A 24,077-nucleotide genomic window follows, 5' to 3' on the forward strand; every position below is an offset into this window, starting at 1 on the left:
GCAAGTATAACCAACCGGGGACCGCTTGGCCAGAAATCTAATGTGAATAAATGGAGCGGCCCAATCCGTCCCTCGGGTCAGCCCAGGCTGCCGAGGCTGGCCAGGGCGATCACCGGTGTCGGTGCGGCGGCAGCTCCGCCCCAGACCATCAGGCTGGTCAGGCCGGCGCACCGGAAACCGCAGGCTTTCAGCATCGGTCCGGCGCCTGAGGAGGCGAGAATGTCGGCATAAAGGGTGCCGCCGGTCACGGCATCGGCGGCGGCCAAAGCCAGTCCGGCGAGATCCCCCGGCCGGTCCTCCGGACACAGCCAGGGGCCGAGAATTCTCAGGGTGCCATGGTGCTGAAGCAGGGCGACGCTCCGGCCGCTGGCCAGCAATTCACCGCCCGTGGCCAGATAATGCAGCACCAGGCGGCGATCGCTGCCCCAGGCCTGTTCGTCGGCCCGGCACAGGCTTTCAAGGTCCCCATTGGCAGCGCTCTTGCGACGGCGGCGGTTCGGCACCTCCAATAGCCAGCGCTCGATGCGATCCACCTCGCGGAAACCGCGCCGCTGGTAGAGAGGACGTCCCTGTTCGGAAGCGGTCAGCCAGATCTGCCGTGTTCCAGAGCGTCGCAGGCGATCGCAGACATGGTCGAACAGCATTGCCCCGAAACCCTGGCCGCGAAGGTCCGGCGACAGAATGAGGTTGCCCAGCCAGGCGAAGGTGCGATAGGGCACGGCGGTGGCGAAGCCGCACGGTTCGCCGCGATGCCGCAAGCCAAAGGCCCAGGCGGCGAGGGGGCCTCGAAAGAGGGCCACCTCGGGCGGCAGCACCACCCAGTGTTCCGCCTGAGCAAGAAAGAAAAAGTTGCCCCAGTCGGCAATTTCGGGGGAGTTGACAGTCAGACTGCTATCCAGGGTCAGTGCGGCCACAAAGCTCCTCGCTGATCAATCGACGTCGCGGCCGAACTGGTGGAATTCCTCCAGGTTGCTCGATTCCGCCCAAGCCAGATACTGGTTGGGGGCGTTGACAAAATCATACAACTGCTGGATGGAAAGCAGATCACGGCTTTCCTGTTCCGTCGATTGCTTGAGCAGGGGCCGCAGAGCCTCGTTCCCGGTTTGTTCCGCAAGGTGGTTGTAGAAAGCCATGGTTTGAGTTTCCAGTTCCAGCACCGCCTGGCAGCAATCGAGCTGGTGGGATCGGTCTCCGCACGGGGCCCGCAAGCCTAGAAGCTTCTGGTAGAGACCGGCCGCACGGGCTTGAAAAGGACCGTCTTGGTCCCACAGGGTCCGTCCTGGGCAGGCCGTGTTCTGCAGGATTTCATGACGCTGCAGACGATCCATGGCCAAATCGGCCAGCAATTGCTTCATCCCCTGGCCGGTCGTTTGCCGGGCCAGGGTGCCATAAATGCTCGCCGCTTCCTGCTCCATGTTGCTGAGAAATGCGTAAAGTTTCATGATTCAGGCTCCTTGCTGATAAACCTGCCGCCAAGTGGGCCGGCCGTTGCCGTCATCTGTCCGTCAATGCCAGAGCCACGCTGCCCGCCGAGATTTTTCGGCGTCCTATGGGCCTGGCGCATAGACGATGATACATCCGGGTCAATTCGAAGTCGGTGACAGGGCGTTTGCGTCGCTGGGAAGCGGTCCGGACCCGTTGCAGCAGGTCCGGGAGTCGGTCCGGTGAAGGTTCGAGGCCGAGATCCCGCAAACGTTCCGCCAGTCCGTGCCGCCCGGCATGCTTGCCCAGCACCAGGTGGCGGCTGAGACCGACTTCGGCGGGCTCGAAGGGCTCGTAATTGCGCGGATCCTTCAGAATGCCGTCGACATGCAGACCCGCTTCGTGAGCGAAGATCCGCTCTCCGACCACGGCTTTCCAGGCCGGGACGGAGCGCCCGCTGGCCCGGGCGACGCAGTGCGACACCTCCACCAGTCTTCCGGTATCGATGGGACAGGCCATGCCGCAGGCATGTTTCAGGCCCATGACCACCTCTTCCAGGGCGGCGTTGCCGGCCCGTTCGCCGAGGCCGTTGACGGTGGTGTTGACGAAGCGGGCCCCGGCCCGTACTCCGGCGATGGCGTTGGCGGTGGCCATGCCCAGATCGTTGTGGGTATGTACCTCGATGTCCAACTCAACCCGTTCCGCCAGATAACGGATCTTTTCGTAGGTGGAGAAGGGGTCGAGCAAGCCGAGGGTATCGCAGAAACGAAAGCGATCGGCGCCCAGGCTGCGCGCCAATTCCATCAGGTCGACGAGAAAGTCCAAATCGGCGCGGCTGGCGTCCTCCCCGCCGACGGAGACGTACAGGTCGTGTTGTTTGGCAAATCCCAGGGCCACCTTGAGTTGTTCCCTGACCCAGGAGCGGCTCTTGCGCAGTTTGTGGCGGATATGCAGATCCGAGACGGACAGGGAGATATCCACGGCCTCAACGCCGCAGGCCAGGGAGGCGCGGATGTCCTCCACCAGGGCGCGGTTCCAGGTGAGCAACCGGGCGTTCAGGCCCAGATCCACCAGGGCTTTGACGGCGCGCTGTTCGTCGGCGCCCATGGCCGGTATGCCGCATTCCAGTTCCTGTACTCCCATGTCATCGAGCAGGCGGGCGATGGCGATCTTTTCCGCCAGGGAAAAAGCCACCCCGGCGGTCTGTTCACCGTCCCGCAGGGTGGTGTCGTCGATGATGATTTCTGCCGGCCGGTAATCACGCATGACGCCTCCGTCAAGTCGGGTTCTTGGAGTTTCCGGCGCCGTTGCTGGAAAGGCTTCATTCTCGAAGTAGCAATCTTCATGCCTTTTTCCAACCACCTGAAATGCCAGGGGAAAGTCCCGGCGGTGAGAAAAATATGCCGATAATCCGGGCAGGTTCAGTGGCCCGGTGGTGATTTTTGGGGCAGATCCGTCGCCACCTGCGGTCCGGTCAATATAACCTTCGGAAGGCATCCGCGCGGATGGCCGCATACAGGTCGTTGCCGGGGCTGATGTCCAGTTCGGTCACCGCCGGCGGCATCATCTGGGTGATGAGTTGCCGGCCGCCGCAATCCAGTTCCACGCCGACGCGCGGCCCCAGGTCGAACACTTCCCTTACCGTGCAGCGCAACAGGTTGCGGGCGCTGATGGATTCCGGATGCCGGCGGAACAGCAGAATATCCCGGGCGGTCAGGGTGAACAGGTTGTCGCCGGCGGCAGGTTCCTGGTTGAGCATCAGGCGCTGGCTGCCCCAGCGGTAGGACCAGAGTTGATCCCGGGGTTGCGGATCCTCCAGGCGCAGGAAATTGAGGTAGCCCATGGGGCAGTCCTTCATGCGCTGCCGGGCCAGGTTGTCCGGGGTGGTGCGGTCGACCAGGCGGCCGCCGTCCAGCACCAGCACCTCCTCCACCAGCAGCCGCATCTCGTTCATGGAATGGGACACGTACAGCAGGGGAATATCGTATTCGGTCAACACTTGGTTCAGGTAGGGGATGATCTGGTACTTGAGTTTTTCGTCCAGACCGGTCAGGGGTTCATCCATGAGCAACAGTTGCGGGTCGGCCAGCACCGTCCGGCCCAGGGCCACCCGCTGGCGCTCCCCGCCGGACAGGTGGTGCACCGAGCGCGGCAACAGGTGGGCGATATCCAGCACCCGGCAGAGGTCGGCGGGATCGATACGCCGGCGGATTTTGGGTATCCGCCGGAAACCGTATAACAGATTGCCTTCGACGCTCAGATGGGGAAACAGGTGGCTGTGCTGGAACACCACCCCGACACGACGCTGGTCCGGCGGCAGACAGAGGCGGCGTCCGTAGTCATACAGGATGCGATCACCAAAACGGATGGCGCCGCCGTCCGGTTCCAGCAATCCCGCCAGCAGATGCACCAGGGTCGATTTGCCGCTGCCCGAGCGGCCGAAGATGCCGACTCGTTTGCCCTCGATGCGGAAGTCCACATCCAGCCGGAAATTTTCGAACCGCTTCTGCAGGGCCAGAGAAAGGCTCATGAGCGACTCCTTTTGGCCCATTTGCCGAGCAGGGCTTCATTGCCGAGCAGCGCGGCCAGGGACAGGGCCACGGACAGCAGGCAAAGGGTCATGGCGCGACCCTCGCCCCCCGGCGTGTTGATGTAGTCGAAGATGGCCAGGGGTATGGTCTGGGTCAGGCCCGGGATGTTGCCGGCCAGGACGATGGTGGCCCCGAACTCTCCCAGACTGCGGGCGAACATCAGCCCGGCGCCGGCCAGCAGCGCCCGGCCGGACAGAGGCAGAACGATGCTGATCAGGGTGTCGCGCCGGGAGGCGCCAAGGGTCCGGGCCGCCTGCAGCAGGCGGGGATCAATCTCTTCCAGACCGATGCGCACCGCGCGTACCAGCAATGGAAAGCCCACTACCAGGGAGGCCGCCACCGCCGCCCACCAGGTAAAGACGATGCGCAGTCCGGTCTTCGCCAGCAGGCCGCCGAGGAGGCCGTTGCTGCCCAGCAGCAACAACAGCAGGTAGCCCACCACCACTGGCGGCAGCACCAGGGGCAGGTTCAGCAGCCCTTCCAAAAGGGCTCGGCCGCGGAAGCGCCCAAAGCTCAGCAGCGCCCCAGCCAGGAAGCCGCCGGGCAGGGACAGCAGGGTGGCGGTCAGGGCTACCCGGACCGAAAGAGCCACGGCCTGATAGTCGGTTGCGGTCAGATCGAACATGGTTGCGCCTCGGCATTGCTCAGGGAAGCAAAAAACCGAAACCGGCAAGGATCCGGCCGGCCTCGGGCGAAGCAAGAAACTTGAAAAATTCCTGCACCTCGGCGCGCCGTGCCCCTTCAGGCGTCAACCCCACGGGATACAACACCGGTTCATGCAGGTCCGCGGGAACCTCGAACAAAATGCGGGCCTGTTTGGCCAACAGGGCATCGGTGCGAAACACAAAAGCGCCGTCCACCTCGCCCCGCTCTGCGTACATGCGCGCCTGCAGCACATCCTTGGCCAGCACCAGGCGCTTGTTTTGCTGCAGAACAGGATAGAGACCGGCTTTCTTCAGAGCCTGCTCCGTGTAGCGCCCGGCGGGCGAACTGCCGGGGCTGCAGAGGGCGATGCGCTGCAGCCCCGGCAGATCCGCCAGGCTGCGAACCGTTTGGTCGGAACGGCCGAGGAATACCAGGCTGTTTTGCGCCAGAACCCGCACCGTGCCCGGCACGATGCGTTTTTCAGTGACGAGGTGATCCATCCATTGCCGGTCGGCGGAAATGAACAGATCCGCCGGAGCACCGGCGACGATTTGGCGCGCCAGGGTGCCGGAGGCGGCAAGGTTGGGCACCAATTGCATTTGAGGATGCCTTTCCCGGTAGGCTGCGTCGAGGGCGCGCAGCGCATCGGACAGGCTGGCGGCCGCTGCGACGCGGATTTCGGCAGCGGCAGCCGGTTGGATAACCAGGATCGCGCAGGTCAGTATAATCAGACCAAGGAGTTTGTTCATGATTTGACCTCTCATCAGGAGAATGGATTGAACACCTTGCGGATGGACGCCGATTCCACCGGTTTGTTTCAACGGCACATGCGGAATGGAACCACGGGCGCGACATCGAGTTCGGCGGTGGCCAAATCCAATCCCAGAACGCCCGCCGCATCGGCCCGGCACTGCTGACAGTGGCGGGACTGGGCCAGAATCCTTTCGGCCTGGCTGCGGATGGCTTCCATCTGCGCCGCATCCGGTACCGGGTGGTTTTTAAAGATGCCCTGCGGAATCAGGGGCAGGATGTTCATCATGCGCGCCCCCAGGCTTTTGGCCATCTCGGCCAGGGGCAGGGTTTCGTGGTCATTGACGCCGGGGATGTAGACGGAATTGATCTTGACCAACAGGCCGGCCTCGGTAGCGGCAGCAATACCCGCCAATTGGGCATCGATCAGGGCCGCCGCGGCGTCCGCCCCGCGCAGCAGGGTGCCGCCCAGTTTCACCCACTGGTAGACCTTGGCGCCTGTTGCCGGAGTCAGGGCATTCATGGTCACGGTAATGCTGCCCACGCCCACCTCCTGCAGGACGGGCAGTTTTTCCGCCAGCATTAGACCGTTGGTGGACAGGCACAGCTGCAAATGAGGATAGGCTTCCCGCACCAGGCGAAAGGTTTCGAAGGTATTGGGGTTGGCCAGGGGGTCGCCGGGACCGGCAATTCCCACCACCTTCAGAGCCTCGCCCACCTGGGGATGGGCCAGCAGAGCGGAAACCCGCTGCAGGGCCTGCTCGGGGGTCAAAACCCGGCTGGTGACGCCGGGACGGTTTTCGTTGGCGCAATCGAAGCGCCGCTCACAAAACCCGCACTTGATGTTGCAGCCCGGCGCCACCGGCAGATGGATGCGGGCGTTATGGCTGTGCTGGGCGCTGAAACAGGGATGACCACCGGCCGGGCTGGCACTGTTGGGACAGGATGTGGCGGACATGGGAGGCTCCTTTCGTGGGTGGCCGGACCGGTATCAGGTTCGGGAAGCAAATAAAAAAGGGCCCGGGCGGATTCTGCCGCCGGGCCCCATTGCCTTGAGTCGGGCACATCGTTGTGCCGGTTGTTTCATTAATTCCAAAGCACGGGCCGTGCCAAGTTTGTATTCGATTGAAATTGTTGATGTTATCTTCTTTGAAGAAGATTGAATCGCAGAGAGGCAGGGAACTTTGTTTATTTTTTATGCGGTCAGCAGCTGATATGCACTGCGCAGGGCCGGTTCGATGGGCCCGGCCGCCGCAATGTGAGTCAATCCCGCCGACTCCAGAGCCTGCCGGGGCAGATCACCGATGCGGACACTGACCACGGCGCGGCAATCGCCCAAAGCTTCGGCGATGGCCTGGAAACGCTGCTGGTGAAAAGTGTGATCCGGATCACTGGAACAGTATTTTTCCACCAGAATGGTTTTTTCCTGCTCGATGCTGCGTTCATCGACCAAAAACACGGTAAAGGCGGCCGCCTGCCCGAAATGCAGGTCCACTTCATGACCATCCAGGGTGGCAACGGCAATGCGCATGACGCAACTCCTTGGGAAAGGGGCCGGACGGTCAGGGTCTGTGACCGCCCGGCCAATCGGATCAGATCTCCAACGGCTTGAAGGAAAAGGCCTTTTTCGGGCAGGTCACGCCGCAGGCGGCACAGCCGATACAGTTGCCGGGATTGTCGACGAACATGAACATGCGCGCCGAGTCTTCTTCATCCACTTCGTGGAAACCCAGCACCGAGCGGGAACAGACCTTGTAGCAGCGGCCGCAGCCGAGACATTTTTCATCGTCGACGGCAACCACGAAGGTCGGGGTCCAGGATTTGCCTTCCTTGGTTTTTCCGGTGTAGTAGGCCATGGTGTTTACTCCTTGAATGTTGGATATTGGATAGTAACTATTCAGCATCGTGGAGCAGGGTCTCGCGCCGCCCTCCCCGAGGGCCGCATGAACCCATCCCTGGGGCTTGACGGTTGCCATCCGGGCGCCAGGCACCCTCGGGGAGGGCGCCCCGAGCCCCTGTGCTGAATAGTTACGTTGGATAAAGGGTCAGGGTGACGGTCGATGCCGTTTATTCCGCGTCCGGTGCCGGGCGCATGCCGAGATGCATGGCGCGGCGCATCCAGGGCGGCGGGTTGTCGCGCATGACCTGCTGCAGTTTGGCAACGACCTCGGCAATGGTTTCATTGCCCTTGGTCTTGACGGGATGGATTTTGCGGGCCACCAGGCGCGCCGCCGCCGGACCGCCGATCTGGGTGACATAGACCATGGTGCTGTCGCCGAGGGCGGCGAGACGGGCCATGATCCTGTCGTCCTCGCCCTCTCCATTCCCTTCTACGGCGACCACGCCGGCACATCGGGCCGTTTCCGGTTCGATGTCCCAGATGATGAAGCTCTGCGCCCAGCCGAAATGTTCGTCGATATGTTCCTGGTCGGTACTGGCGAATGCGACTTTCATGGCAGATCCTTTCCTGATGGCTTCGGGGGTTCGGCTCTTGGCGCCAGCGGTTTTCCAACCGGCAACTCGCGCCCGGAGCCCAATCCCCGAGGTTGGCATTGGTGAATTTCTCCCTTCTGCCCGGGCGGCCAGGGGAAGCTTCCCCTGGCCGCCTCGGGACAGGCCCGATGCGGCTAACGCATCATTTCAAAATGTTTGTCCTCGCAGTTGCGGTCCACCTCGTCCAAAAAGGTGTTGGCGATGGAGCTCAGCAGGTTGATGGCCCCCTGGTAGCCGATGTAGGGCGAGCGGTGCAGGTTGACCCGGTCGATGATGGGGAAGCCGACCCGGATCAGAGGCACGCCGGCATCCCGGGCGACGAATTTGCCGTGGGTATCGCCGATGAGAGCGTCGACGGGGTCGGTCATCACCAGGCTGCGCAGATGCCAAAGGTCCTTGTTCATCCAGATCTGGCAGCCGGCCCCGTAGGGAGACTTTTCCAACAGCGCCTGCAGGGATTTGGCGACCCGCTTGTTGCCGCGGCTGCAGAGGATGTGGTAGGGCCGGGCGCCCATTTCCAGCAGGAAGGAGATCATCCCGGCCAGAAAATCCGGGTCGCCGTAGATGGCGAATTTCTTGTTGTGCAGGTACTGGTGAGCATCGGTCATGGCATCCACGGCCCGGCCGCGTTCGGCCTTGAGGCTTTCCGGTACCGGCGTTTCGGACAGTTCGGCCAGCTTCATCAGCAGAGTGTCGGTGTTGGCGACGCCGATGGGATAGGGCAGCACCTCCACCGGTGCGTCGGTCTGATCCGACAACCATTTGACGGTTTCCGTGGTCGCGTACTTCTGCATGACCAGGGTCGCCCGGGCATTGAGGCAATCCGCCGCCTCCGCCAGGGGCGTACCGCCGGGATAGGGGCGGTAGGTGCCGTCCAGGGGCGAGTCGAAGGATTCGGAGATGTCCGCCAAAACCGTCACCGGAATGCCGAAGGCTTCGCAGATGCGTTGGTATTCCCGGTAATTGCCGGTGTTGGCATCAAAGCCGGGAATCAGGTTGAGTTTGCCGTTATCCTTGGCCGAACCCTTTTTATCCGCGGTCAGGTAGGCCAGAATGGCTTTCAGCATGGCGTCGTAGCCATGGATATGGGTGCCGTTGAAGCTCGGGGTGTTGGCGTAGGGCACCGGAAAATCCTGGGGGATATGCCCCTCGTTGCGCGCGTTGATGATGAAGGCGTTGAGGTCGTCGCCGATGACCTCCGGCATGCAGGAGGTGAACACCGCAATCATCTTGGGCGCATAGAGTTTGTAGGCATTTTCCAGCCCCTCGAAGAGGTTGTTCTGGCCGCCGAAGACCGCGCCGTCCTCGGTCATGGCGTCGGAGACGGCCGGCGCCGGTTCGCGGAAATGGCGGTTCAGCGTGCTGCGATAGTAGGAGGCGCAGCCCTGGGAGCCGTGAACAAAGGGCAGGGTGCCTTCAAAGCCGTGCGCCACCAGTTGCGCTCCCAGAGGCTGACAGGCATGGGCCGGGTTGATGACGGTGGCTTCGCGGGCGAGGTTTTTCTCCCGATACTCCTCGCTGTTGATCCATTCCTTGACCCGCGCGACCTCTTCAGGGGTGATTTCCGTTACTTTTTTTATGGCGCACTGTTCGCTCATGGTGATTACTCCTGTACAAAAGTGAGGCGGTGAGAAGTGCTTCAAGCATTTCTTTAAAACGGCGCCTTGATCAGACTCCAGGTCGGACTGTTGATGGCCATGTCGATGTCCCGGGCGAAAACCGGGAAACCGTCGTAGGCGTGGTAGGGACCGGAATAGTCCCAGCTGTGCATCTGCCGGAAGGGGATGCCGGCTTTCTGGAAGACGTATTTTTCCTTGATGCCGCTGGCCACCAGGTCGGGCCGGAAGGTTTCCGCCCATTTCTCCAGTTCGATTTCCGAGGCGTCGTCGAAGATCAGGGTGCCTTTGGCCATCTCTTCGTAGGTGCGCTCATAATCGTCGTTGTGGGCGAACTCGTAACCGGCGGCGATGATTTCCATGCCCAGATCTTCATAGGCGCCGATGGTATGGCGGGGACGCAGGCCGCCGACGAACAGCAGAACCCGTTTGCCCTCCAGGCGCGGACGGTACTCGTCGATGACTCTCTGCATCCGCGGTTGGTACTCGGCGATGATCTTCTCGGCGTTTGCCTGAATCTTCTCGTCGAACCGGGCGGCGATGGCGCGCAGGCTGGCGGCGATCTTGGTCGGACCGAAGAAGTTGAACTCCATCCAGGGGATGCCGTACTTCTCTTCCATGACCTTGCACATGTAGTTCATGGAGCGGTAGCAGTGAATCAGGTTCAGCTTGACCTGATGGGTCGCGGCGATGTGCTCGATCTGGCCGTCACCGGTCCAGATGGCCCGGACCCGCAGGCCCAGTTCTTCGAGGATCTTTTTCGAGGCCCAGGCGTCGCCGCCGATGTTGTAGTCGCCGATCAGGGCGATGTCGTAGGGGCCCGGCGCATCGGCGAACTCGCGGGTGCCGATGATGTAGTCGCGGATGGTGTCGTTGGAGATGTGATGGCCCAGGGACTGGCTGACGCCGCGGAAGCCTTCACAGTTACAGGGCACCACCGGGATATCCAGCTCCTCCGCCGATTTCTTGGCCACGGCGTTGATGTCGTCGCCGATGAGGCCCACCGGGCATTCGGACAGCACCGAGATGCCCTTGGCGAGGGGGAACAGTTCGCGCACCTCGCGGCAGATGACTTCGAGCTTCTTGTCGCCGCCGTAGACGATGTCCTTTTCCTGAAAGTCGGAAGTGAACTGCATGCCGCTGAAGACATCCACGCCCATGGTGCCTTCCACCAGGTTGCGGCGCGTGCCCCAGCTGTAGTAGCCGCAGCCCACCGGGCCATGGGAGATGTGCACCATGTCGCGGATCGGGCCCCAGACCACGCCCTTGGCGCCGGCATAGGCGCAGCCGCGGGCGCTCATGACGCCCGGAACGGTCTTGCGGTTGGACTTGACCGCGCAGCCTTCCACGCCGGGGTCGTTGGCGGCCATGTGCGGGGCGCGTTTCTTGCGGGCTTTCTCCGGATAAAGTTCGAGCGTTTCCTCGATGAGTTCTTCGGTGGTTTTCTTCTCGATGCCCGCCAACGGGGGCCTGACCGCTTCGTTCTGCTTTTCCATGTGTCGCTCCTGTGGTGATGGCTGAAGAGGGTGGCGGCCCGGCCGGCGGCCGCCATGCCCTCCTGGTGTTTTTTCAGGCGTTTTCAGCCTTGCCGACGATGGATTCGTCGTCCTCTTCGATGATGCCGAACTCCATCAGCAGGCCTTCCAACTCGTCCATGGTCAGCGGCGTCGGGACCACCAGCATCTTGTTTTCGTCGATCTTGCGGGCCAGTTCCCGATACTCTTCGGCCTGTTTGTGCTCCGGCGAGTATTCGATGACGGTCATGCGCCGCAGTTCGGCGCGCTGCACCTGGTTGTCGCGGGGCACGAAGTGGATCATCTGGGTGCCGAGCTTGGCGGCCAGGGCCTCGATGAGTTCCTTTTCCTTGTCCGTGTTGCGGGAGTTGCAGATCAGGCCGCCGAGGCGCACGCTGCCCGAGGAGGCATACTTGACGATCCCCTTGCAGATGTTGTTGGCGGCGTACATGGCCATCATTTCGCCGGAGACGACGATATAGATTTCCTGGGCCTTGTTTTCGCGAATCGGCATGGCGAAGCCGCCGCAGACGACGTCGCCGAGCACGTCATAGAAGACATAATCCAGATCCTCGGTGTAGGCGCCTTCTTCCTCCAGGAAGTTGATGGCGGTGATGACACCGCGGCCGGCGCAGCCGACCCCCGGTTCGGGACCGCCGGATTCGACGCACTTGGTCCCGCCGAAACCTTCCTTGAGCACATCGCTCAACTCGAGATCTTCGACGGTACCCAACTCGCGCACCTTGTCCATGACCGTTTCCTGGGCCTTGGCGTGCAGCATCAGGCGGGTGGAGTCGGCCTTGGGGTCACAGCCCACAATCATGACCTTCTTGCCCAGAGATGCCAGGCCGGCGACGGTATTCTGGGTGGTGGTGGATTTGCCGATGCCGCCCTTGCCATAGATCGCGAGCTGTCTGATTTTCTTTGCCATGGTGAAACCTCCGTTGAGTTAGGGTGTGGCCGCTGCGGGGCGGGCAAATCTGCCGGCGTGACCCTTGGACGTCGGATGGACCGTCCCGCGAAAAGCCTTGTAAATAAAAAATGCCCCACCCGGATTGCTGTCCGGATGGGGCGACTTTGCCCGTTGGGCGCCGCCGTGGCGCCGTTCTTCTATGTACTGACCCGGTTTGCTCCGGGGGTTGCGTTGTAGCTGCGGTCCTGCCGTGGCATCATTGCCGCCAGCGCGGCCCTGCATCGTGCCGTGCGCTGTTGACTTACCCTATTGCACTGGGCGTGCCAAAGATGAAAAGTGCCGAAATTGGGCTTTGCCCGGGGGATAGAGGGAAATGCCTTGCCCTCTTTTTGGGGAGGATGGCTAAAATATGTGCAGATCAGGAAAAGGAGGTCGTGAAAAAAATAACCGCGTTTGCGCTCAAAACAGTTCTGCCCGCGGGACTCGGGGGGTCGCGCGGGCAGAAGATCACCAGTTTGGCAAAGGAGGGCTAGTGTCCAGTGCGGTTAGCCGTGTCAAGAAATTCTGAGAGATTTTGGTTGCTGGCAAGGCGCGCCGACGCAGGCCTAGCCAGAGTTAAACCGAGAAGGCGGAACGCAGCCAGCGACCAAAAGGCCCAGAATTTGAAGACAGGACTAACCGCACGGGACACTAGATGCTGCCCAGGTAGGTATAGGAAACCAGGGCCTTGTCCAGCAGTTCCAGGAAATGGCTGGTCTCTTCGAAGTTGATCTTGCGGGAGGCCACGCCCTTTTCGAGGGTGTCCCGAACATGCTTGAGGATTTCCGGGCCCTTGTACTGCACGTACTTGAGGCTCTCCCAGACGGCATCGCCGTTGATGACGGTGTCGATCTTGTAATTGGTCTTCTTGTTGAACGTCACGTGCACGGCGTTGGTGTCGCCGAACAGGTTGTGCATGTCCCCCAGAATTTCCTGGTAGGCGCCGATGAGGAAGAAGCCGATATAGTAGTCTTCGTCATCCCGGATCTGGTGGATGGGCAGAAACTTGGCCCGGCCGTTTTCCCCGACGAAGCTGGTAATCTCGCCGTCCGAGTCGCAAGTGATGTCGGCAATGGAGGCCATCACATCCGGCTTCTGGTTCAGGCGCTGGATGGGCACGATGGGAAACAGCTGATCGATGGCCCAGGAGTCCGGCAGCGACTGGAACAGGGAAAAATTGGCGAAGAAGGTCTGCCGCAGGCTCAGTTGGAAATTCTGCAACTCCTCCGGAATGATCTTCAGCCGTTCGATGATGCTGTTGATCTTGATGAAAATCTTGCTGCAGAGCCATTCGGCCAGGGCCCGGTCATGCAGGTTCAGATAGCCGAGGTTGAACAGGCTGACGGCTTCCTTGAACAGCTGCAGGGTGTCGTGGTAGTCCTCCCGCAGGGAGTAGCGGTCGAGGCTCTTGTAGATGTCGACCAGTTTCTTGACCGTGGGCGACAATTCTTCGGCCGTGGCCAGGGTTTCCTCAAAATCGGGCAGGGCATTCTGGGTATTGGTATTCAGAATGTTGGTGACCAGCACCGAATAATGGGCGACCGTCGCCCGGCCCGATTCGGAGATGATGTTGGGGCACTCCACGCCGGCCTGTTCGCAGACGTTCTTCACCTGGTAGATGACGTCGTTGGCGTATTCTTCGATGTTGTAGTTGACGCTGGAGAAATAGCTCGACTTGGAGCCGTCGTAATCAACCCCGAGGCCGCCGCCGATATCGAGAAATTGCAACTCGTCCACGCCCATCTTGCGCATTTCCGCGTAGATCCGGGTGCCCTCGATGAGGGCGTTCTTGATCTTGTCGATCTTGGTGATCTGGCTGCCGATATGGAAATGCAGCAATTTGACCGTGCCGAGCAGTTCCCGTTCCCGGAGCATTTCCACGGCGGCCAGCAGTTCGGAAATCTTCAGGCCGAACTTGGCGTCGTCACCGCCCGATGTCGACCATTTGCCGGTGCCCTTGGAAGAAAGCTTAACGCGGATGCCCAGCTTCGGCACGATGCCGGTCTTCTCTGCCAGGGCCAGGATCTTTTCCAGTTCGAACAGCTTTTCGACGACGATGGTGATGTCGAAACCGATGCGGGTGGCGTAGAGGACCATTTCGATGAAATCGTTGTCCTTGTAGCCGTTGCAGATGATGGGCAGGGTCTTGCCGGCGGCGAAGGAGATGGCTGCCACCAGTTCCGGTTTGGAGCCGACTTCCAGGCCCATTTTGTGTTTTTTGCCGAACTCGGCGATGGCCTCCACCACCTGGCGCTGCTGGTTGACCTTGATGGGGTAAAAAGTCTGGTAGGTGGCCGGATATTCGTTTTCGGCGATGGCGTTTTTAAAGGCCCGGTTGATGGCGGCGATGCGCCCCTGCAGCACGTCCATGAAGCGCAGCAGGATGGGCGGTTTGATTTTGCGTTTGATCAGATCGTCTACCAGCACCCGCAGGTCGATGGAGTATTTGGAACAGGGCGAAGGATGGACACAGATGTGGCCCTTCTTGTTGATGGAAAAGAAGTCGTCTCCCCAGTTGGGCAGGTTGTAGATTTTGGCGGAGTCGTCGATGGACCAGCGTTCCATGGGCATCACCAGTTGGGTTATTGATGGACAATTTGCGGACATGTTGCGCGCGCCCGCCAAACAACGTGCTTACGAAAGTCGGCCCTTGAAATCCTCGTAGCCGAAACTGCGCACCACCTGCAATGTCCCGGTCTCCGGCTCGTAGGTGCACAGATGGGGATGCTGGATGCCGTTGAAGGTAGTGGTTTTAACCATGGTGTAATGGGCCATGTCGAGAAAGGCCAACCGCTGGCCGGGCTCCAGGGGTTGCTCGAAGGACCAATCGCCGATGATGTCGCCGGCCAGGCACGACGGCCCGGCCAAACGATAGGCATGGGGTTTGTCGCCGGGATCGTGTCCGTTCAGGATGCCGGGGCGATAGGGCATTTCCAGCACGTCCGGCATGTGACAGGTGGCCGACACGTCGAGGATGGCGATGTCGCCCTGATTGTGCACCACGTCCAGCACCTCGCTGACCAGCACGCCGGTGCCGATGGCGATGGCTTCGCCCGGTTCCAGGTAGACCTGCACCCCGTACTTGCCCTGGAAATAGCGGATCAGTTCCACCAGCCCGTCAATGTCGTAGCCCTCGCGGGTGATATGGTGCCCACCGCCGAGGTTGAGCCACTTCATGTCCGGCAAAAAGGCGCCGAACTTTTCCTCGAAGACCTTCGCGGTGCGGGCCAGGGGCTCGAACAGGTGCTCGCACAGGGTATGAAAATGCAGGCCCTCGACGCCCTCCAGGCTGCGGCCCTCGAACTCCGCCCGCCGAATGCCGAGGCGTGAACCGGGCGCGCAGGGATCGTACAGCGGGGTGTGGCCTTCCGAGTGTTCGGGGTTGACCCGCAGCCCAACGGAAACCCGGCCCCGCTCCTTGTGCCACAGGGGACGAAAACGTTCCAGCTGGGCGAAGGAATTGAACACCAGATGGTTGGACAGGCCGAGCAGTTCCACCACGTCGCCGGGCTTGAAGGCGGCGGCGAAACTGTGTACCTCGCGGCCGAACTCCTGCCGGCCGAGGCGGGCCTCCCAGGGTGAACTGGCGCAGACCCCGTGCAGGGTTTCGCGGATCAGGGGGAAGACGCTCCACATGGCAAAGGCTTTCAGCGCCAGCAGAATCTTCGCGCCGCTGCGCTGCTGCACCGCGTCCAGGATCGCCAGGTTATGGCGCAGGCGCCCCAAATCGACCACATAGGCCGGCGAGGGCGCCAGTTCCATAATTTTCGGGATATCGATACCGGTCATGGTTTCAAGGGCAGGCTGAAGGCTGAAAAAAAGACTGAAGGCTGAAGACTGAGGGCTGAAGGAAAACCCTGAGTCATTTATTTGCCGTCCGCTTCAGATTCGACCTTCTCCTGGGTTACGGCAGGCTGAGGGCTGCAGAAATACCGCCTCAACCTGCCGACAAGGTTTTTGATTACATTTTCAACAAACCGAGGGCCGCAGAGAACATTTTGCCTTTACTTACAGCCTTCGGACTTCAGCCTTCGGACTCACTTCACAATTCCGGCCAGTCGCCGCCGTCGACCACCACCGTCGGCAGGCCCATGGGACCGAGCACCTCGAGGAACAGTTCGGGATCGAACTGCTCCATGTTGAACACCCCGGAGCCGCGCCACTTGCCGGTCAGCATCATGATGCCGCCGACCGCCGCCGGCACGCCGGTGGTGTAGCTGATGGCCTGGGAGTTGGTCTCCTGGTAGCATGCCTGGTGGTCGCAGATGTTGTAGATGTAGACCTGCTTGCGCCGGCCGTCCTTGATGCCGCGGGCAATGACGCCGATGCAGGTCTTGCCCTTGGTCAGCGGACCGAGGCTGCCGGGGTCCGGCAGCAGGGCCTTGAGGAACTGGATGGGCACGATCTTCTGACCCTGGAATTCCACCTCGTCGATGCGGGTCATGCCGACATTTTGCAGTACCTCAAGATGCTTGAGGTAGTTGTCGGAGAAGGTCATCCAGAACTGGGCCTTTTTGATGGTTGGGATGTGCTTGACCAGGGACTCCATCTCTTCGTGGTAGAGCCGGTAAATGTTCATGGGCCCGATGCCGTCGGGGAAATCGAACACCCGCTTGGTGGACAGGGGCGGCGTCTCCACCCAGTCACCGTTCTCCCAGTGGCGGCAGGTTGCCGTCACCTCGCGAATGTTGATTTCCGGGTTGAAATTGGTGGCGAACGGCTGGCCGTGGCTGCCGGCATTGGCGTCGATGATGTCCAGTTCGTGAATCTCGTCCAGGTACTTCTTCGCCGCCAAGGCGGTGTAGACGTTCGTCACCCCGGGGTCGAAGCCGCTGCCGAGGAGGGCCATGATGCCCTTTTCGACAAAGCGGTCATGGTAGGCCCATTGCCAACTGTACTCGAACTTGGCGGTTTCGACGGGCTCGTAGTTGGCGGTGTCCAGGTAGTCTACGCCCGTTTCCAGGCAGGCGTCCATGATGGTCAGATCCTGGTAGGGCAGGGCCACGTTGATGACCAGTTGCGGCTGTTCCTGTTTGATCAAGGCCACCAGCTCCGGCACGTTGTCGGCGTCGACGCGGGCGGTCTTGATGGGGAAATGGGGAATTTCCGCTGCGATGGCGTCACACTTGGACTGGGTCCGGGACGCCAGGGTAATGGCGGTAAAGACATCCTTCGCCTGCGCGCATTTGTGGACCACCACCCGGCCGACGCCACCTGCACCGATAATCAGCACTTTGCTCATGGTCATATTCTCCTTCTTTGCCCCTGCGAAGCTGCGACGTGAACCTTCTGTCTCAACCTAACGGCTCTTGTAGTCAAAGGTGGGCGGAGTCACCACCCACAGGATTTTGGCCGGCCCTTTGCCGATGTTTTTGACCGCATGGCGGCGGTCGGAGGTGAAATAGAAGCATTCGTCCTTTTTCACCGTATAGATTTTGTCGTCCAGACGCACCTGGATGCGGCCCGCCACGACGTAGCCGAATTCCTCGCCTTCGTGGAAATCCTGTTCGTCCATTTCCGCGCCGGGCTCCAGGGTCACCAGGGCCGGGTCCATTTCGCGGTTCTGGGCGCCGGGCACCAGCAACTCCACCCGTACCGGCCCGTCCTCGCCTGTGGGCCGGACGCGGGCCTTGGCGCCGAACACCACCTCGGCATCCGTCGGCTCGGTGAAAAACTCCTGCATGCTGACCCCGAGGACATCGAGGATGTCCTTGAGGGTGGCGATGGACGGACAGGCGGTGTCGTTTTCCAGTTGGGAGATATACCCCTTGGTCAGGTCGGCCCGGCCGGCCAGCTCTTCCTGCGTCAGGGAATTGCTCATCCGCAGGCGCTTGAGTTTTTCTCCGATGTTCAAACGGGGCTCCGCATTCAAGAGTACCAGCCGGACGCGGCCTGGAAAGGTTTTTTCCGGCCTGGCGGCAGAAAAACAGGGGCTGATTCTAGGGCCTTTTGAATATTTGTCAATAGCAAAGTTTAGGTATTATAAACTAAATGAATAGCGGCGTCAGCTGGAAGAGGAAGAGCCGACGGCGAAGTCGGATTTCCGTAACCGGCGGTGCCCGAGCAGAAAATCATCAGATCATCAGATTGGAATGTGGATGAGGTGAGGTTTCAACCTGTCTTCAAACAACGCCCAACAGGGCAGCAGTATTGCCCAGCACTTGTGGCGGCAGGCCGAGGGCCAGTTTCAGGTGCAGATCCTGGTCCCAGGGGTTGTCGAGGGCGGCCAGGCGCCGGAGGGTGCCCAGGGGCAGGCGCCCCAATTGGAACCAGGGCGAGCACAGGCCGGTACGGGGCAGGGGCATGTCGGTGCCGTAATGCAGCCGCTGGTGGAATTCTTCATGGCGCAGAACACGCCGCAGGTGGCCGAGGCGATTGAGTTGGGTCAGGGCCGAGATGTCGCCGTGCAGGTTGGGATGGCGGTGCATCAGCTTCAGGAACCGCTCGAAGTTGGGTTGTCCCTGATTGCGGCCGTTGCTGGCGCAATGGGCGGCGATAACGGTGACGCCCTGCTCCAGGGGCAGGCGCAACCGTTCCGGGTCGGCCAGGTGATCGTCCGCCCGGGTAAAGGATCCCTCCTCGCCGGTGTGGCTGAGCAGCGGCAGTTTCAGTTCCGCCAGACGGCGATAGAAGGGCACCAGGTCGGGCTGGGCCGGATCGATATTCTGGATGGAAGGCAGCCACTTCACCAGCACCGCGCCGCTTTCAACCGCCCGGTCGAGGCGCTCCAGGGCATCGGGGCGCCGGGGATGGATGCTGGCACCGAACAGCAGGTTGGGATGCTGGCGGCAGGCCCGGGCGATGAACTCGTCGGGGATGTAGAGTTCCGTGCGGTGTTCGTCAAGGCTTCCGCAGCCGTCAATGACGCCGTCGAGGGCGAAAACCACCGCCTTGTCGACGAAGCGGGATTCCGCCAGGCGCCGGGACATGCGGCTGAGCACCAGCATGTCCCCGGCGGTTTCCAATGCCTCGACGGTGACTTCGAAGGCTTGCAGATAACGGCGGAACTTCCAGCTTTGGCGCAGGCGCGGTGCGATGCGGCAACCGCTGCCGCCGGCGCCGATGCCGGCCCCGTGGCAGTGGATGTCGATAACGGGGGCGGCGGGAATGAATGGCGAGGTCATGGCCGGGACTCCGTGGCGGGGTGGCGGTCGGTGAGCCCATCCGGCTCGAGAATTATCACCGACAGGAAACTGTTTGACAAGTTACAATATTTGTCGATATTTATGAAGGGTGTTTTTATTTGCAGGTTGAAAGGGCCCATGGTGGACAAACCGTCTGCACGTTCAGGTTGGAAGGCCGCCAGGCCGGAATTGCTCCGGTCGGCGGCTTTTTTTGTTCTGTCCGATGCTTTCCAAGGAGAAGAGCCATGATACCTCAATTTCGCAATATGGTTTTTGAAGGCGGCGGGGTCAAGGGACTCGGCTATGTCGGAGCCATGCAGGTGCTGGCGCAGCGTGGTCTGCTGCAGCCCATTCAGCGGGTCGGCGGAACCAGCGCCGGCGCCATCAATGCCCTGCTGTTCGCCTTGGGCTACGATATCCGCAGCCAGCGCGATATCATGTTCTCCACCGACTTTCGCCAGTTCATGGATGACTCCTTCGGCCTCATCCGCGATATCCGCCGCCTGGCCAAGGAGTTCGGCTGGCACAAGGGGGATTTTTTCAACGCCTGGCTCGGCAAACTGATCAAGGAGCGCCTGGGCAAGACCCAGGCCACCTTTCGCGATCTGAAAAACGCCAAACGCCCCGATCTGTATGTTGTCGGCACCAACCTGTCCACGGGCTTTTCCGAGGTTTTCTCCATGGAGCGCAACGCGGATATGCCCCTGGTGACGGCAGTGCGCATCAGCATGTCGATTCCCCTGTTCTTCGCCGCCATGCGTCATGGCTCCCGCAACGACGTGTATGTCGACGGCGGGGTGATGCTCAACTATCCGGTGAAACTCTTCGACCGGCAACGCTACATCGATATGGAACAGGAAGCCGCGGCGGCGCGCTTCGTCGATTACTACAACCGCGAAAATGCCCGTTTCCTTCTCGACCGCCCCGAACGCAGTCCCTACGTTTACAACCGCCAGACCCTCGGCATGCGTCTCGATACGGTCGAAGAGATCGGCCTGTTCCGCTACGACGAGCCTCTGCAGGGCAAGAAAATCGACCATTTCAGTCAGTATGCCCGAGCCCTGATTACCGCCGTCATGCAGGTGCAGGAAAACATGCATCTGCACAGCGACGACTGGCAGCGCACCCTGTACATCAATACCCTGGACGTGAAGACCACCGACTTCGAACTCAGCGACGCCAAGAAGACGGCCCTCATCGAGGAGGGTATCAAAGGGGCGGAAAACTATTTCCGCTGGTTCGAGGATCCGCTTGAAGAACCGGTGAACCGGCTGGCTGCGGGGTAAGGGCACGGAATTTACCTGAGATTGGCCGACTTCATGCATATTTACCCGGCATCGTCGTTTGGAAACCCGGACCATGGCACCCTTCGCCCCGCTCTGTTGGTGGCGACCATTCAACCTCATATCGCAAAGGAGAACGCAGCATGATCGTCACCAACGTCAATCACGTCCCCGGAAGAAAAATCCTCGAACACTACGGCATCGTCCAGGGCAGCACCGTGCGCGCCAAACATGTCGGCCGGGACATCATGGCCAGCTTCAAAAACCTGGTCGGCGGCGAACTCAAGGGCTATACGGAACTGCTCCAGGAAGCTCGCGAGGAGGCCACCCAGCGCATGACGACCCAGGCCCGCCAACTCGGCGCCAACGCCGTGATCAATGTCCGCTTCGCCACCTCCTCCGTCGCCCAGGGCGCCGCCGAATTGTTCGCCTACGGCACCGCGGTGCTGGTGGAATAACGGAGGCGGGGCATGGAATTCATCGTCAATCATTTGGATCTCAGCCTGTTCGCGGTGCTGGTCACCGTCGGGTATGCGGCCGGAACCTTCGCCGAGCGTCGGCATTACGCCTCCATTCTGTCCCGGGAGCGGGCCCAACGCCAGTTTCAGGTCATGAACGCCGAAGCCTATTTCGCCGAGGGGCGGGTCAAGAATTCGTTCATGGTATCCGGCAGCGCCGTCATTTCCATCGACTATTTCAAGCGCCTGCTCGCCATTCTGCGCAATATTTTCGGCGGCCGGGTCAAAGCCTATGAATCCCTGGTGGACCGGGCCCGGCGCGAAGCCATCCTGCGCATGAAGGAAGAAGCCCTGACGCGCGGTGCCGACATGGTGGTCAACCTGCGTCTGGAAACCGCCGCCATCGGCAACGCGGCCAATCGGCGCGGCCGCATCGGCAGTGTCGAGGTGCTCGCCTACGGCACCGCTGTGACTTTGAACAAGACATGAAATACATCGCCCGGGAACTGACGGAAAACGTCAATGTTTCCAAGAGCCATCCCCTGGCCGAACTGGCCTGGCTGGCCGGGGGACTGCTCGCCGTGGTGGCCATTCTTTATCTCAGTCTGTGGTGGGTGGCCGACCGCATCGTGCCGCGGGTCCCCGTCCAGGTCGAAGTCTGGGCGGGGCAGCAGTTGATGGCACGGTTTCCCAATCGACCCGACCCGCAACTGACGGAGCGGGTGCGGAATCTCGTGCGCCTGCTGCCGGCCGCATCGCCCCTGCATCGCTACGATTTCACCGTCAGTGTCATGGAGCAGGAGACCGTCAATGCCCTGGCCCTGCCGGGCGGGCGGATTGTAATTTTTTCCGGATTGCTGAAACAGATCGAATCGGAGAATGAACTGACCATGATCCTCGGTCACGAACTGGGCCATTACGCCCATCGTGATCACCTTCGCGGCATGGGCCGGGGGCTGGGCATGACCCTCGCTCTGGCCATGCTGTTCGGCCAGCACAGCCAGGTCGCCGGCATGGCCTCCAACCTGCTGATCGGCATGGAGATGCGTTATTCCCAGCAGCAGGAAAAGTCGGCCGATGCTTACGGCCTCGATCTGCTGGTGCAAACCTACGGCCATGCCGGCGGCGCGACGGATTTCTTCCTCCGTCTCGCCGACCAGGACGAGGGCAAGCTCGCCTACCTGCTGGCGTCCCATCCTCACCCGCAGGACCGAATCGCCGGCCTGCGGAAAATGATCGCCCGCCAGGGTTATGCCGTCGGCCCGACGGTTCCGCTGCCGGAAACCCTCGTCCACCAGTCCCGGGAATGCCCCTGAGGAAAAACCGGTGGCAGGCCGAAATCAATGCGCGGTGGTCGGGCTGTCGGTTTTTGAGCCGGCAGAAACCCGCTGCTCGTCAAAAACCGTTCGATACCAGCTCCAGTAATAGGGCCGGTGGAGCACCGGCGTGACGGGATCCTCAGCCTTATGAATCGCCACCTCAGCCGAACCCTTGCCATCGATGCGATAAGCGTTCATGGAAGGACCTGCTTTCTCCAAGGCGTGTCCGGCAATTATACCAGGCCGGGGATTACTTTATTTTACAGTAAACTATTCAGCATCGTGGAGCAGGGTCTCGCGCCGCCCTCCCCGAGGGCCGTATGAACCCATCCCTGGGGCTTGATGGTTGCCATCCTGTCGCCAGACACCCTCGGAAAGTGCGCCCCGAGCCCCTGTGCTGAACAGTTGCATTTTGCCAAGGGATAATTCCATGAAGGGTTTTTTCTTCTGCATGCTGGCAGGTCTGTGTTTGCTGCTGGCGGCATGCGGTGACCGCAACATCGATGATTGTGCAGGGCTTATGCGTGCCGGGGAGTTGGCAAGGCTGCGCGGCTTGCAAAAGCGGTTGCTGGAGGAACTCGATATTGAACTGCAGATTGTGGTGCTGGAGGTCCGTGCCGCCGACCTGGACCGGGAGGCCGTGAAGCAGTTTGAAAAACGCCGGATCGGTGCCCGCACCAAGGGCGCGCGCGGGGTTTTGCTGCTGGTCGATCCGAACGGCCGCGAAGTGCGCATGGAGATCGGATACGATCTGGAAGGGATCTTTACCGATGCCTTGGTCGGATATGTGGAACAGAACCAGATGGCGCCGTTTTTTGCGGCGGGACGTGTCGGAGCAGGGATCGAGGCGACGGTGGAACTTCTGGTCGGCAAGGCCATGGGGACCATGGAAGAGGACGATTTTTTGCCCCGGGACAATGCGGGCCATCTGCAAAATCTCTCCGGCGGGGGCGGAGCGCGCAGTCAGATTGGGATCGGCGATGGCATCCCGGCAAAACCGAAACTCGACAATCCGTCTGCGTTTGCGGCGCAGCCCTCTCCCGAATTGGCCCTGCAAGCCTATCTGCGGGTTTTACGCGGCGCGGTCAAGGATCCGGAGTTGGGCCTTTATACCCTCGAAACACGCGATTTTTTCCGCACATGGCTGGTGACCGATGCCCAGCAGCATAACGAACTCCGTAACCTCGAATCCCATCTGGGACAAGGTCAGGTTCTGCAACGTGACGGTTTGGCCGTGATGCGGTTCCCCGTATCGGTGCGAAGCATGCCGCCCTACTTTCTGCGCAAAGGGGACGAGGGCTGGATGCTGGATTTTGCGGCCATGAATGCGCTGATCGCCTTCAACCATCGCAATCAGTGGCATTTTCGCACCCTTGAACATCCTTTCAGATTCGCCTTCGAGGACTGGCGCTTTGACGGGCAAGGCTTTCCCCATCCGGCGCCATAGGGGCGGTTGAATTCGCTGCAGGCTCGTACCCGGTTCCGCGTCGAAAGGAGGAGCGGCAGCGCCCCGCCCTTATTTTTTATAACACTCACAGGTCCGTTTCGATGTTTTCCGGATCGATGGATTCAAGCTGGCGCATGGAGAACTCCTTGTCAGTAGCTGTAGTTTTTCAGGGGAATGCGGCACAGAACCTGTAGCTTCTCCAACTCCCCAAGTTTGCGGGGCTTTTTGTCGTAGGTGAAGACCTCGACGATGCCGTAGCCCGTGTCTTCCTGCACCGGTCCGAAAGGGGTGAAGGCGTTATCGGCATTGATGTCGTTGGTCATGCCTTCATACCCCCTCTTGTCCCTCTGTCTTCTACGCCATACTCTGCCGACAGGTAGATGCCATGACTACAGTTCCCCCCGCCGAATCCGCTCGGCGTTGTCCTTGAACCACGCGAACAGGCCCAACTCGAACAGGGCGG

At 61.0% G+C, this 24,077-nt stretch carries 25 protein-coding genes; 5 read left to right on the forward strand and 20 right to left on the reverse strand.

The features are described 5' to 3' along the window. Window positions 1-77 precede the first annotated feature (77 nt). From JQN68_RS08965 to JQN68_RS09050, 18 genes are all read right to left on the reverse strand, one after another. A complete protein-coding gene (locus JQN68_RS08965; protein WP_225072074.1) occupies window positions 78-914 on the reverse strand; it encodes a GNAT family N-acetyltransferase in 837 nt (278 codons plus the stop codon). Between the two features lie 15 nt (window positions 915-929). Continuing rightward, a complete protein-coding gene (locus tag JQN68_RS08970) occupies window positions 930-1,442 on the reverse strand; it encodes a ferritin family protein (RefSeq protein WP_225072075.1) in 513 nt (170 codons plus the stop codon). Window positions 1,443-1,494: 52 nt separating this feature from the next. Next, window positions 1,495-2,688, reverse strand: coding sequence for a homocitrate synthase (nifV, locus tag JQN68_RS08975; protein ID WP_225072076.1), 1,194 nt, complete (start codon window positions 2,686-2,688; stop codon window positions 1,495-1,497). A gap of 208 nt (window positions 2,689-2,896) precedes the next feature. Next, the gene (modC, locus tag JQN68_RS08980) at window positions 2,897-3,952 is read right to left on the reverse strand and encodes a molybdenum ABC transporter ATP-binding protein (RefSeq protein WP_225072077.1); all 1,056 of its coding nucleotides are present in this window, start codon (window positions 3,950-3,952) and stop codon (window positions 2,897-2,899) included. Continuing rightward, entirely contained in the window at window positions 3,949-4,638 is a 690-nt protein-coding gene (modB, locus tag JQN68_RS08985) for a molybdate ABC transporter permease subunit (RefSeq protein ID WP_225072078.1), read from the reverse strand. The genes modC and modB overlap by 4 nt, the downstream gene beginning before the upstream one ends. A 19-nt stretch (window positions 4,639-4,657) precedes the next feature. Further along, window positions 4,658-5,407: a molybdate ABC transporter substrate-binding protein gene (gene modA, locus JQN68_RS08990; protein ID WP_225072079.1), complete on the reverse strand. Its 750-nt coding sequence runs from the start codon at window positions 5,405-5,407 to the stop codon at window positions 4,658-4,660. A 68-nt stretch (window positions 5,408-5,475) separates the two neighbouring features. Beyond that, entirely contained in the window at window positions 5,476-6,366 is an 891-nt protein-coding gene (locus JQN68_RS08995) for a radical SAM protein (protein WP_225072080.1), read from the reverse strand. 237 nt (window positions 6,367-6,603) lie between these two features. Further along, entirely contained in the window at window positions 6,604-6,939 is a 336-nt protein-coding gene (locus JQN68_RS09000) for a NifB/NifX family molybdenum-iron cluster-binding protein (RefSeq protein ID WP_225072081.1), read from the reverse strand. Window positions 6,940-7,000: 61 nt separating this feature from the next. Beyond that, window positions 7,001-7,264 carry a ferredoxin III, nif-specific gene (fdxB, locus tag JQN68_RS09005; protein WP_225072082.1) on the reverse strand — a complete coding sequence of 88 codons (264 nt, stop codon included), beginning with the start codon at window positions 7,262-7,264 and terminating at the stop codon, window positions 7,001-7,003. Between the two features lie 211 nt (window positions 7,265-7,475). After that, window positions 7,476-7,862 (reverse strand): nitrogen fixation protein NifX, encoded by a 387-nt coding sequence (gene nifX, locus JQN68_RS09010; RefSeq protein ID WP_225072083.1) that lies wholly within the window; start codon window positions 7,860-7,862, stop codon window positions 7,476-7,478. Between the two features lie 173 nt (window positions 7,863-8,035). Then, window positions 8,036-9,499: a nitrogenase molybdenum-iron protein subunit beta gene (gene nifK, locus JQN68_RS09015; RefSeq protein WP_225072084.1), complete on the reverse strand. Its 1,464-nt coding sequence runs from the start codon at window positions 9,497-9,499 to the stop codon at window positions 8,036-8,038. A gap of 53 nt (window positions 9,500-9,552) precedes the next feature. Beyond that, the gene (gene nifD / locus JQN68_RS09020) at window positions 9,553-11,013 is read right to left on the reverse strand and encodes a nitrogenase molybdenum-iron protein alpha chain (RefSeq protein WP_225072085.1); all 1,461 of its coding nucleotides are present in this window, start codon (window positions 11,011-11,013) and stop codon (window positions 9,553-9,555) included. A 73-nt stretch (window positions 11,014-11,086) separates the two neighbouring features. Then, window positions 11,087-11,950 (reverse strand): nitrogenase iron protein, encoded by an 864-nt coding sequence (nifH, locus tag JQN68_RS09025; protein ID WP_225072099.1) that lies wholly within the window; start codon window positions 11,948-11,950, stop codon window positions 11,087-11,089. A 684-nt stretch (window positions 11,951-12,634) separates the two neighbouring features. After that, window positions 12,635-14,548 carry an arginine decarboxylase gene (gene speA, locus JQN68_RS09030; RefSeq protein ID WP_225072086.1) on the reverse strand — a complete coding sequence of 638 codons (1,914 nt, stop codon included), beginning with the start codon at window positions 14,546-14,548 and terminating at the stop codon, window positions 12,635-12,637. 69 nt (window positions 14,549-14,617) lie between these two features. Further along, entirely contained in the window at window positions 14,618-15,772 is a 1,155-nt protein-coding gene (nspC, locus tag JQN68_RS09035) for a carboxynorspermidine decarboxylase (RefSeq protein ID WP_225072087.1), read from the reverse strand. A gap of 253 nt (window positions 15,773-16,025) precedes the next feature. Further along, window positions 16,026-17,225 (reverse strand): saccharopine dehydrogenase family protein, encoded by a 1,200-nt coding sequence (locus JQN68_RS09040; RefSeq protein ID WP_225072088.1) that lies wholly within the window; start codon window positions 17,223-17,225, stop codon window positions 16,026-16,028. A 57-nt stretch (window positions 17,226-17,282) separates the two neighbouring features. After that, window positions 17,283-17,837 (reverse strand): helix-turn-helix domain-containing protein, encoded by a 555-nt coding sequence (locus JQN68_RS09045; RefSeq protein WP_225072089.1) that lies wholly within the window; start codon window positions 17,835-17,837, stop codon window positions 17,283-17,285. Window positions 17,838-18,105: 268 nt separating this feature from the next. Continuing rightward, window positions 18,106-19,107, reverse strand: a complete 1,002-nt coding sequence (locus tag JQN68_RS09050; protein WP_225072090.1) for an amidohydrolase family protein — start codon at window positions 19,105-19,107, stop codon at window positions 18,106-18,108. A gap of 245 nt (window positions 19,108-19,352) precedes the next feature. Here JQN68_RS09050 and JQN68_RS09055 point away from each other — a divergent pair, with 245 nt between their 5' ends. The 4 genes from JQN68_RS09055 (at window position 19,353) to JQN68_RS09070 (ending at window position 22,164) form a co-directional block, all read left to right on the forward strand. Beyond that, window positions 19,353-20,393 (forward strand): patatin-like phospholipase family protein, encoded by a 1,041-nt coding sequence (locus JQN68_RS09055; protein WP_225072091.1) that lies wholly within the window; start codon window positions 19,353-19,355, stop codon window positions 20,391-20,393. 140 nt (window positions 20,394-20,533) lie between these two features. Further along, complete coding sequence (locus JQN68_RS09060) at window positions 20,534-20,848, forward strand: YbjQ family protein (protein ID WP_225072092.1); 315 nt, start codon at window positions 20,534-20,536, stop codon at window positions 20,846-20,848. Window positions 20,849-20,860: 12 nt separating this feature from the next. Continuing rightward, a complete protein-coding gene (locus tag JQN68_RS09065; protein ID WP_225072093.1) occupies window positions 20,861-21,337 on the forward strand; it encodes a YbjQ family protein in 477 nt (158 codons plus the stop codon). Further along, window positions 21,334-22,164 (forward strand): M48 family metallopeptidase, encoded by an 831-nt coding sequence (locus tag JQN68_RS09070; RefSeq protein WP_225072094.1) that lies wholly within the window; start codon window positions 21,334-21,336, stop codon window positions 22,162-22,164. The genes JQN68_RS09065 and JQN68_RS09070 overlap by 4 nt, the downstream gene beginning before the upstream one ends. A 24-nt stretch (window positions 22,165-22,188) precedes the next feature. On the opposite strand, the gene JQN68_RS09075 is transcribed toward JQN68_RS09070, so the two are convergent. Beyond that, on the reverse strand, window positions 22,189-22,365 hold the full coding sequence (locus JQN68_RS09075; protein ID WP_225072095.1) for a hypothetical protein: 177 nt from the start codon (window positions 22,363-22,365) through the stop codon (window positions 22,189-22,191). Between the two features lie 232 nt (window positions 22,366-22,597). Here JQN68_RS09075 and JQN68_RS09080 point away from each other — a divergent pair, with 232 nt between their 5' ends. After that, window positions 22,598-23,614, forward strand: a complete 1,017-nt coding sequence (locus tag JQN68_RS09080; protein ID WP_225072096.1) for a TPM domain-containing protein — start codon at window positions 22,598-22,600, stop codon at window positions 23,612-23,614. A 149-nt stretch (window positions 23,615-23,763) separates the two neighbouring features. Here JQN68_RS09080 and JQN68_RS09085 read toward each other — a convergent pair whose 3' ends face one another. Beyond that, a complete protein-coding gene (locus JQN68_RS09085) occupies window positions 23,764-23,937 on the reverse strand; it encodes a hypothetical protein (RefSeq protein WP_249621126.1) in 174 nt (57 codons plus the stop codon). Window positions 23,938-24,077 lie beyond the last annotated feature (140 nt).

Origin of the sequence: Desulfuromonas sp. CSMB_57, assembly GCF_020194955.2 — a bacterium.
GTDB lineage: Bacteria > Desulfobacterota > Desulfuromonadia > Desulfuromonadales > Syntrophotaleaceae > JAFCIY02.

What these genes read in the sequence shown, in the direction of transcription:
- JQN68_RS09000 (WP_225072081.1), bottom strand. Translation starts at nt 6,939, where the DNA reads ATGCGCATTGCCGTTGCCACCCTGGATGGTCATGAAGTGGACCTGCAT.
- JQN68_RS09085 (WP_249621126.1), bottom strand. Translation starts at nt 23,937, where the DNA reads ATGACCAACGACATCAATGCCGATAACGCCTTCACCCCTTTCGGACCG.
- modA (WP_225072079.1), bottom strand. Translation starts at nt 5,407, where the DNA reads ATGAACAAACTCCTTGGTCTGATTATACTGACCTGCGCGATCCTGGTT.
- JQN68_RS08995 (WP_225072080.1), bottom strand. Translation starts at nt 6,366, where the DNA reads ATGTCCGCCACATCCTGTCCCAACAGTGCCAGCCCGGCCGGTGGTCAT.
- JQN68_RS09075 (WP_225072095.1), bottom strand. Translation starts at nt 22,365, where the DNA reads ATGAACGCTTATCGCATCGATGGCAAGGGTTCGGCTGAGGTGGCGATT.
- nifK (WP_225072084.1), bottom strand. Translation starts at nt 9,499, where the DNA reads ATGAGCGAACAGTGCGCCATAAAAAAAGTAACGGAAATCACCCCTGAA.
- JQN68_RS09065 (WP_225072093.1), top strand. Translation starts at nt 20,861, where the DNA reads ATGGAATTCATCGTCAATCATTTGGATCTCAGCCTGTTCGCGGTGCTG.
- fdxB (WP_225072082.1), bottom strand. Translation starts at nt 7,264, where the DNA reads ATGGCCTACTACACCGGAAAAACCAAGGAAGGCAAATCCTGGACCCCG.
- nifX (WP_225072083.1), bottom strand. Translation starts at nt 7,862, where the DNA reads ATGAAAGTCGCATTCGCCAGTACCGACCAGGAACATATCGACGAACAT.
- speA (WP_225072086.1), bottom strand. Translation starts at nt 14,548, where the DNA reads ATGGAACGCTGGTCCATCGACGACTCCGCCAAAATCTACAACCTGCCC.
- JQN68_RS08970 (WP_225072075.1), bottom strand. Translation starts at nt 1,442, where the DNA reads ATGAAACTTTACGCATTTCTCAGCAACATGGAGCAGGAAGCGGCGAGC.
- JQN68_RS09040 (WP_225072088.1), bottom strand. Translation starts at nt 17,225, where the DNA reads ATGAGCAAAGTGCTGATTATCGGTGCAGGTGGCGTCGGCCGGGTGGTG.
- nspC (WP_225072087.1), bottom strand. Translation starts at nt 15,772, where the DNA reads ATGACCGGTATCGATATCCCGAAAATTATGGAACTGGCGCCCTCGCCG.
- modB (WP_225072078.1), bottom strand. Translation starts at nt 4,638, where the DNA reads ATGTTCGATCTGACCGCAACCGACTATCAGGCCGTGGCTCTTTCGGTC.
- JQN68_RS09055 (WP_225072091.1), top strand. Translation starts at nt 19,353, where the DNA reads ATGATACCTCAATTTCGCAATATGGTTTTTGAAGGCGGCGGGGTCAAG.
- JQN68_RS09050 (WP_225072090.1), bottom strand. Translation starts at nt 19,107, where the DNA reads ATGACCTCGCCATTCATTCCCGCCGCCCCCGTTATCGACATCCACTGC.
- JQN68_RS09060 (WP_225072092.1), top strand. Translation starts at nt 20,534, where the DNA reads ATGATCGTCACCAACGTCAATCACGTCCCCGGAAGAAAAATCCTCGAA.
- JQN68_RS09070 (WP_225072094.1), top strand. Translation starts at nt 21,334, where the DNA reads ATGAAATACATCGCCCGGGAACTGACGGAAAACGTCAATGTTTCCAAG.
- modC (WP_225072077.1), bottom strand. Translation starts at nt 3,952, where the DNA reads ATGAGCCTTTCTCTGGCCCTGCAGAAGCGGTTCGAAAATTTCCGGCTG.
- nifV (WP_225072076.1), bottom strand. Translation starts at nt 2,688, where the DNA reads ATGCGTGATTACCGGCCGGCAGAAATCATCATCGACGACACCACCCTG.
- JQN68_RS09080 (WP_225072096.1), top strand. Translation starts at nt 22,598, where the DNA reads ATGAAGGGTTTTTTCTTCTGCATGCTGGCAGGTCTGTGTTTGCTGCTG.
- nifD (WP_225072085.1), bottom strand. Translation starts at nt 11,013, where the DNA reads ATGGAAAAGCAGAACGAAGCGGTCAGGCCCCCGTTGGCGGGCATCGAG.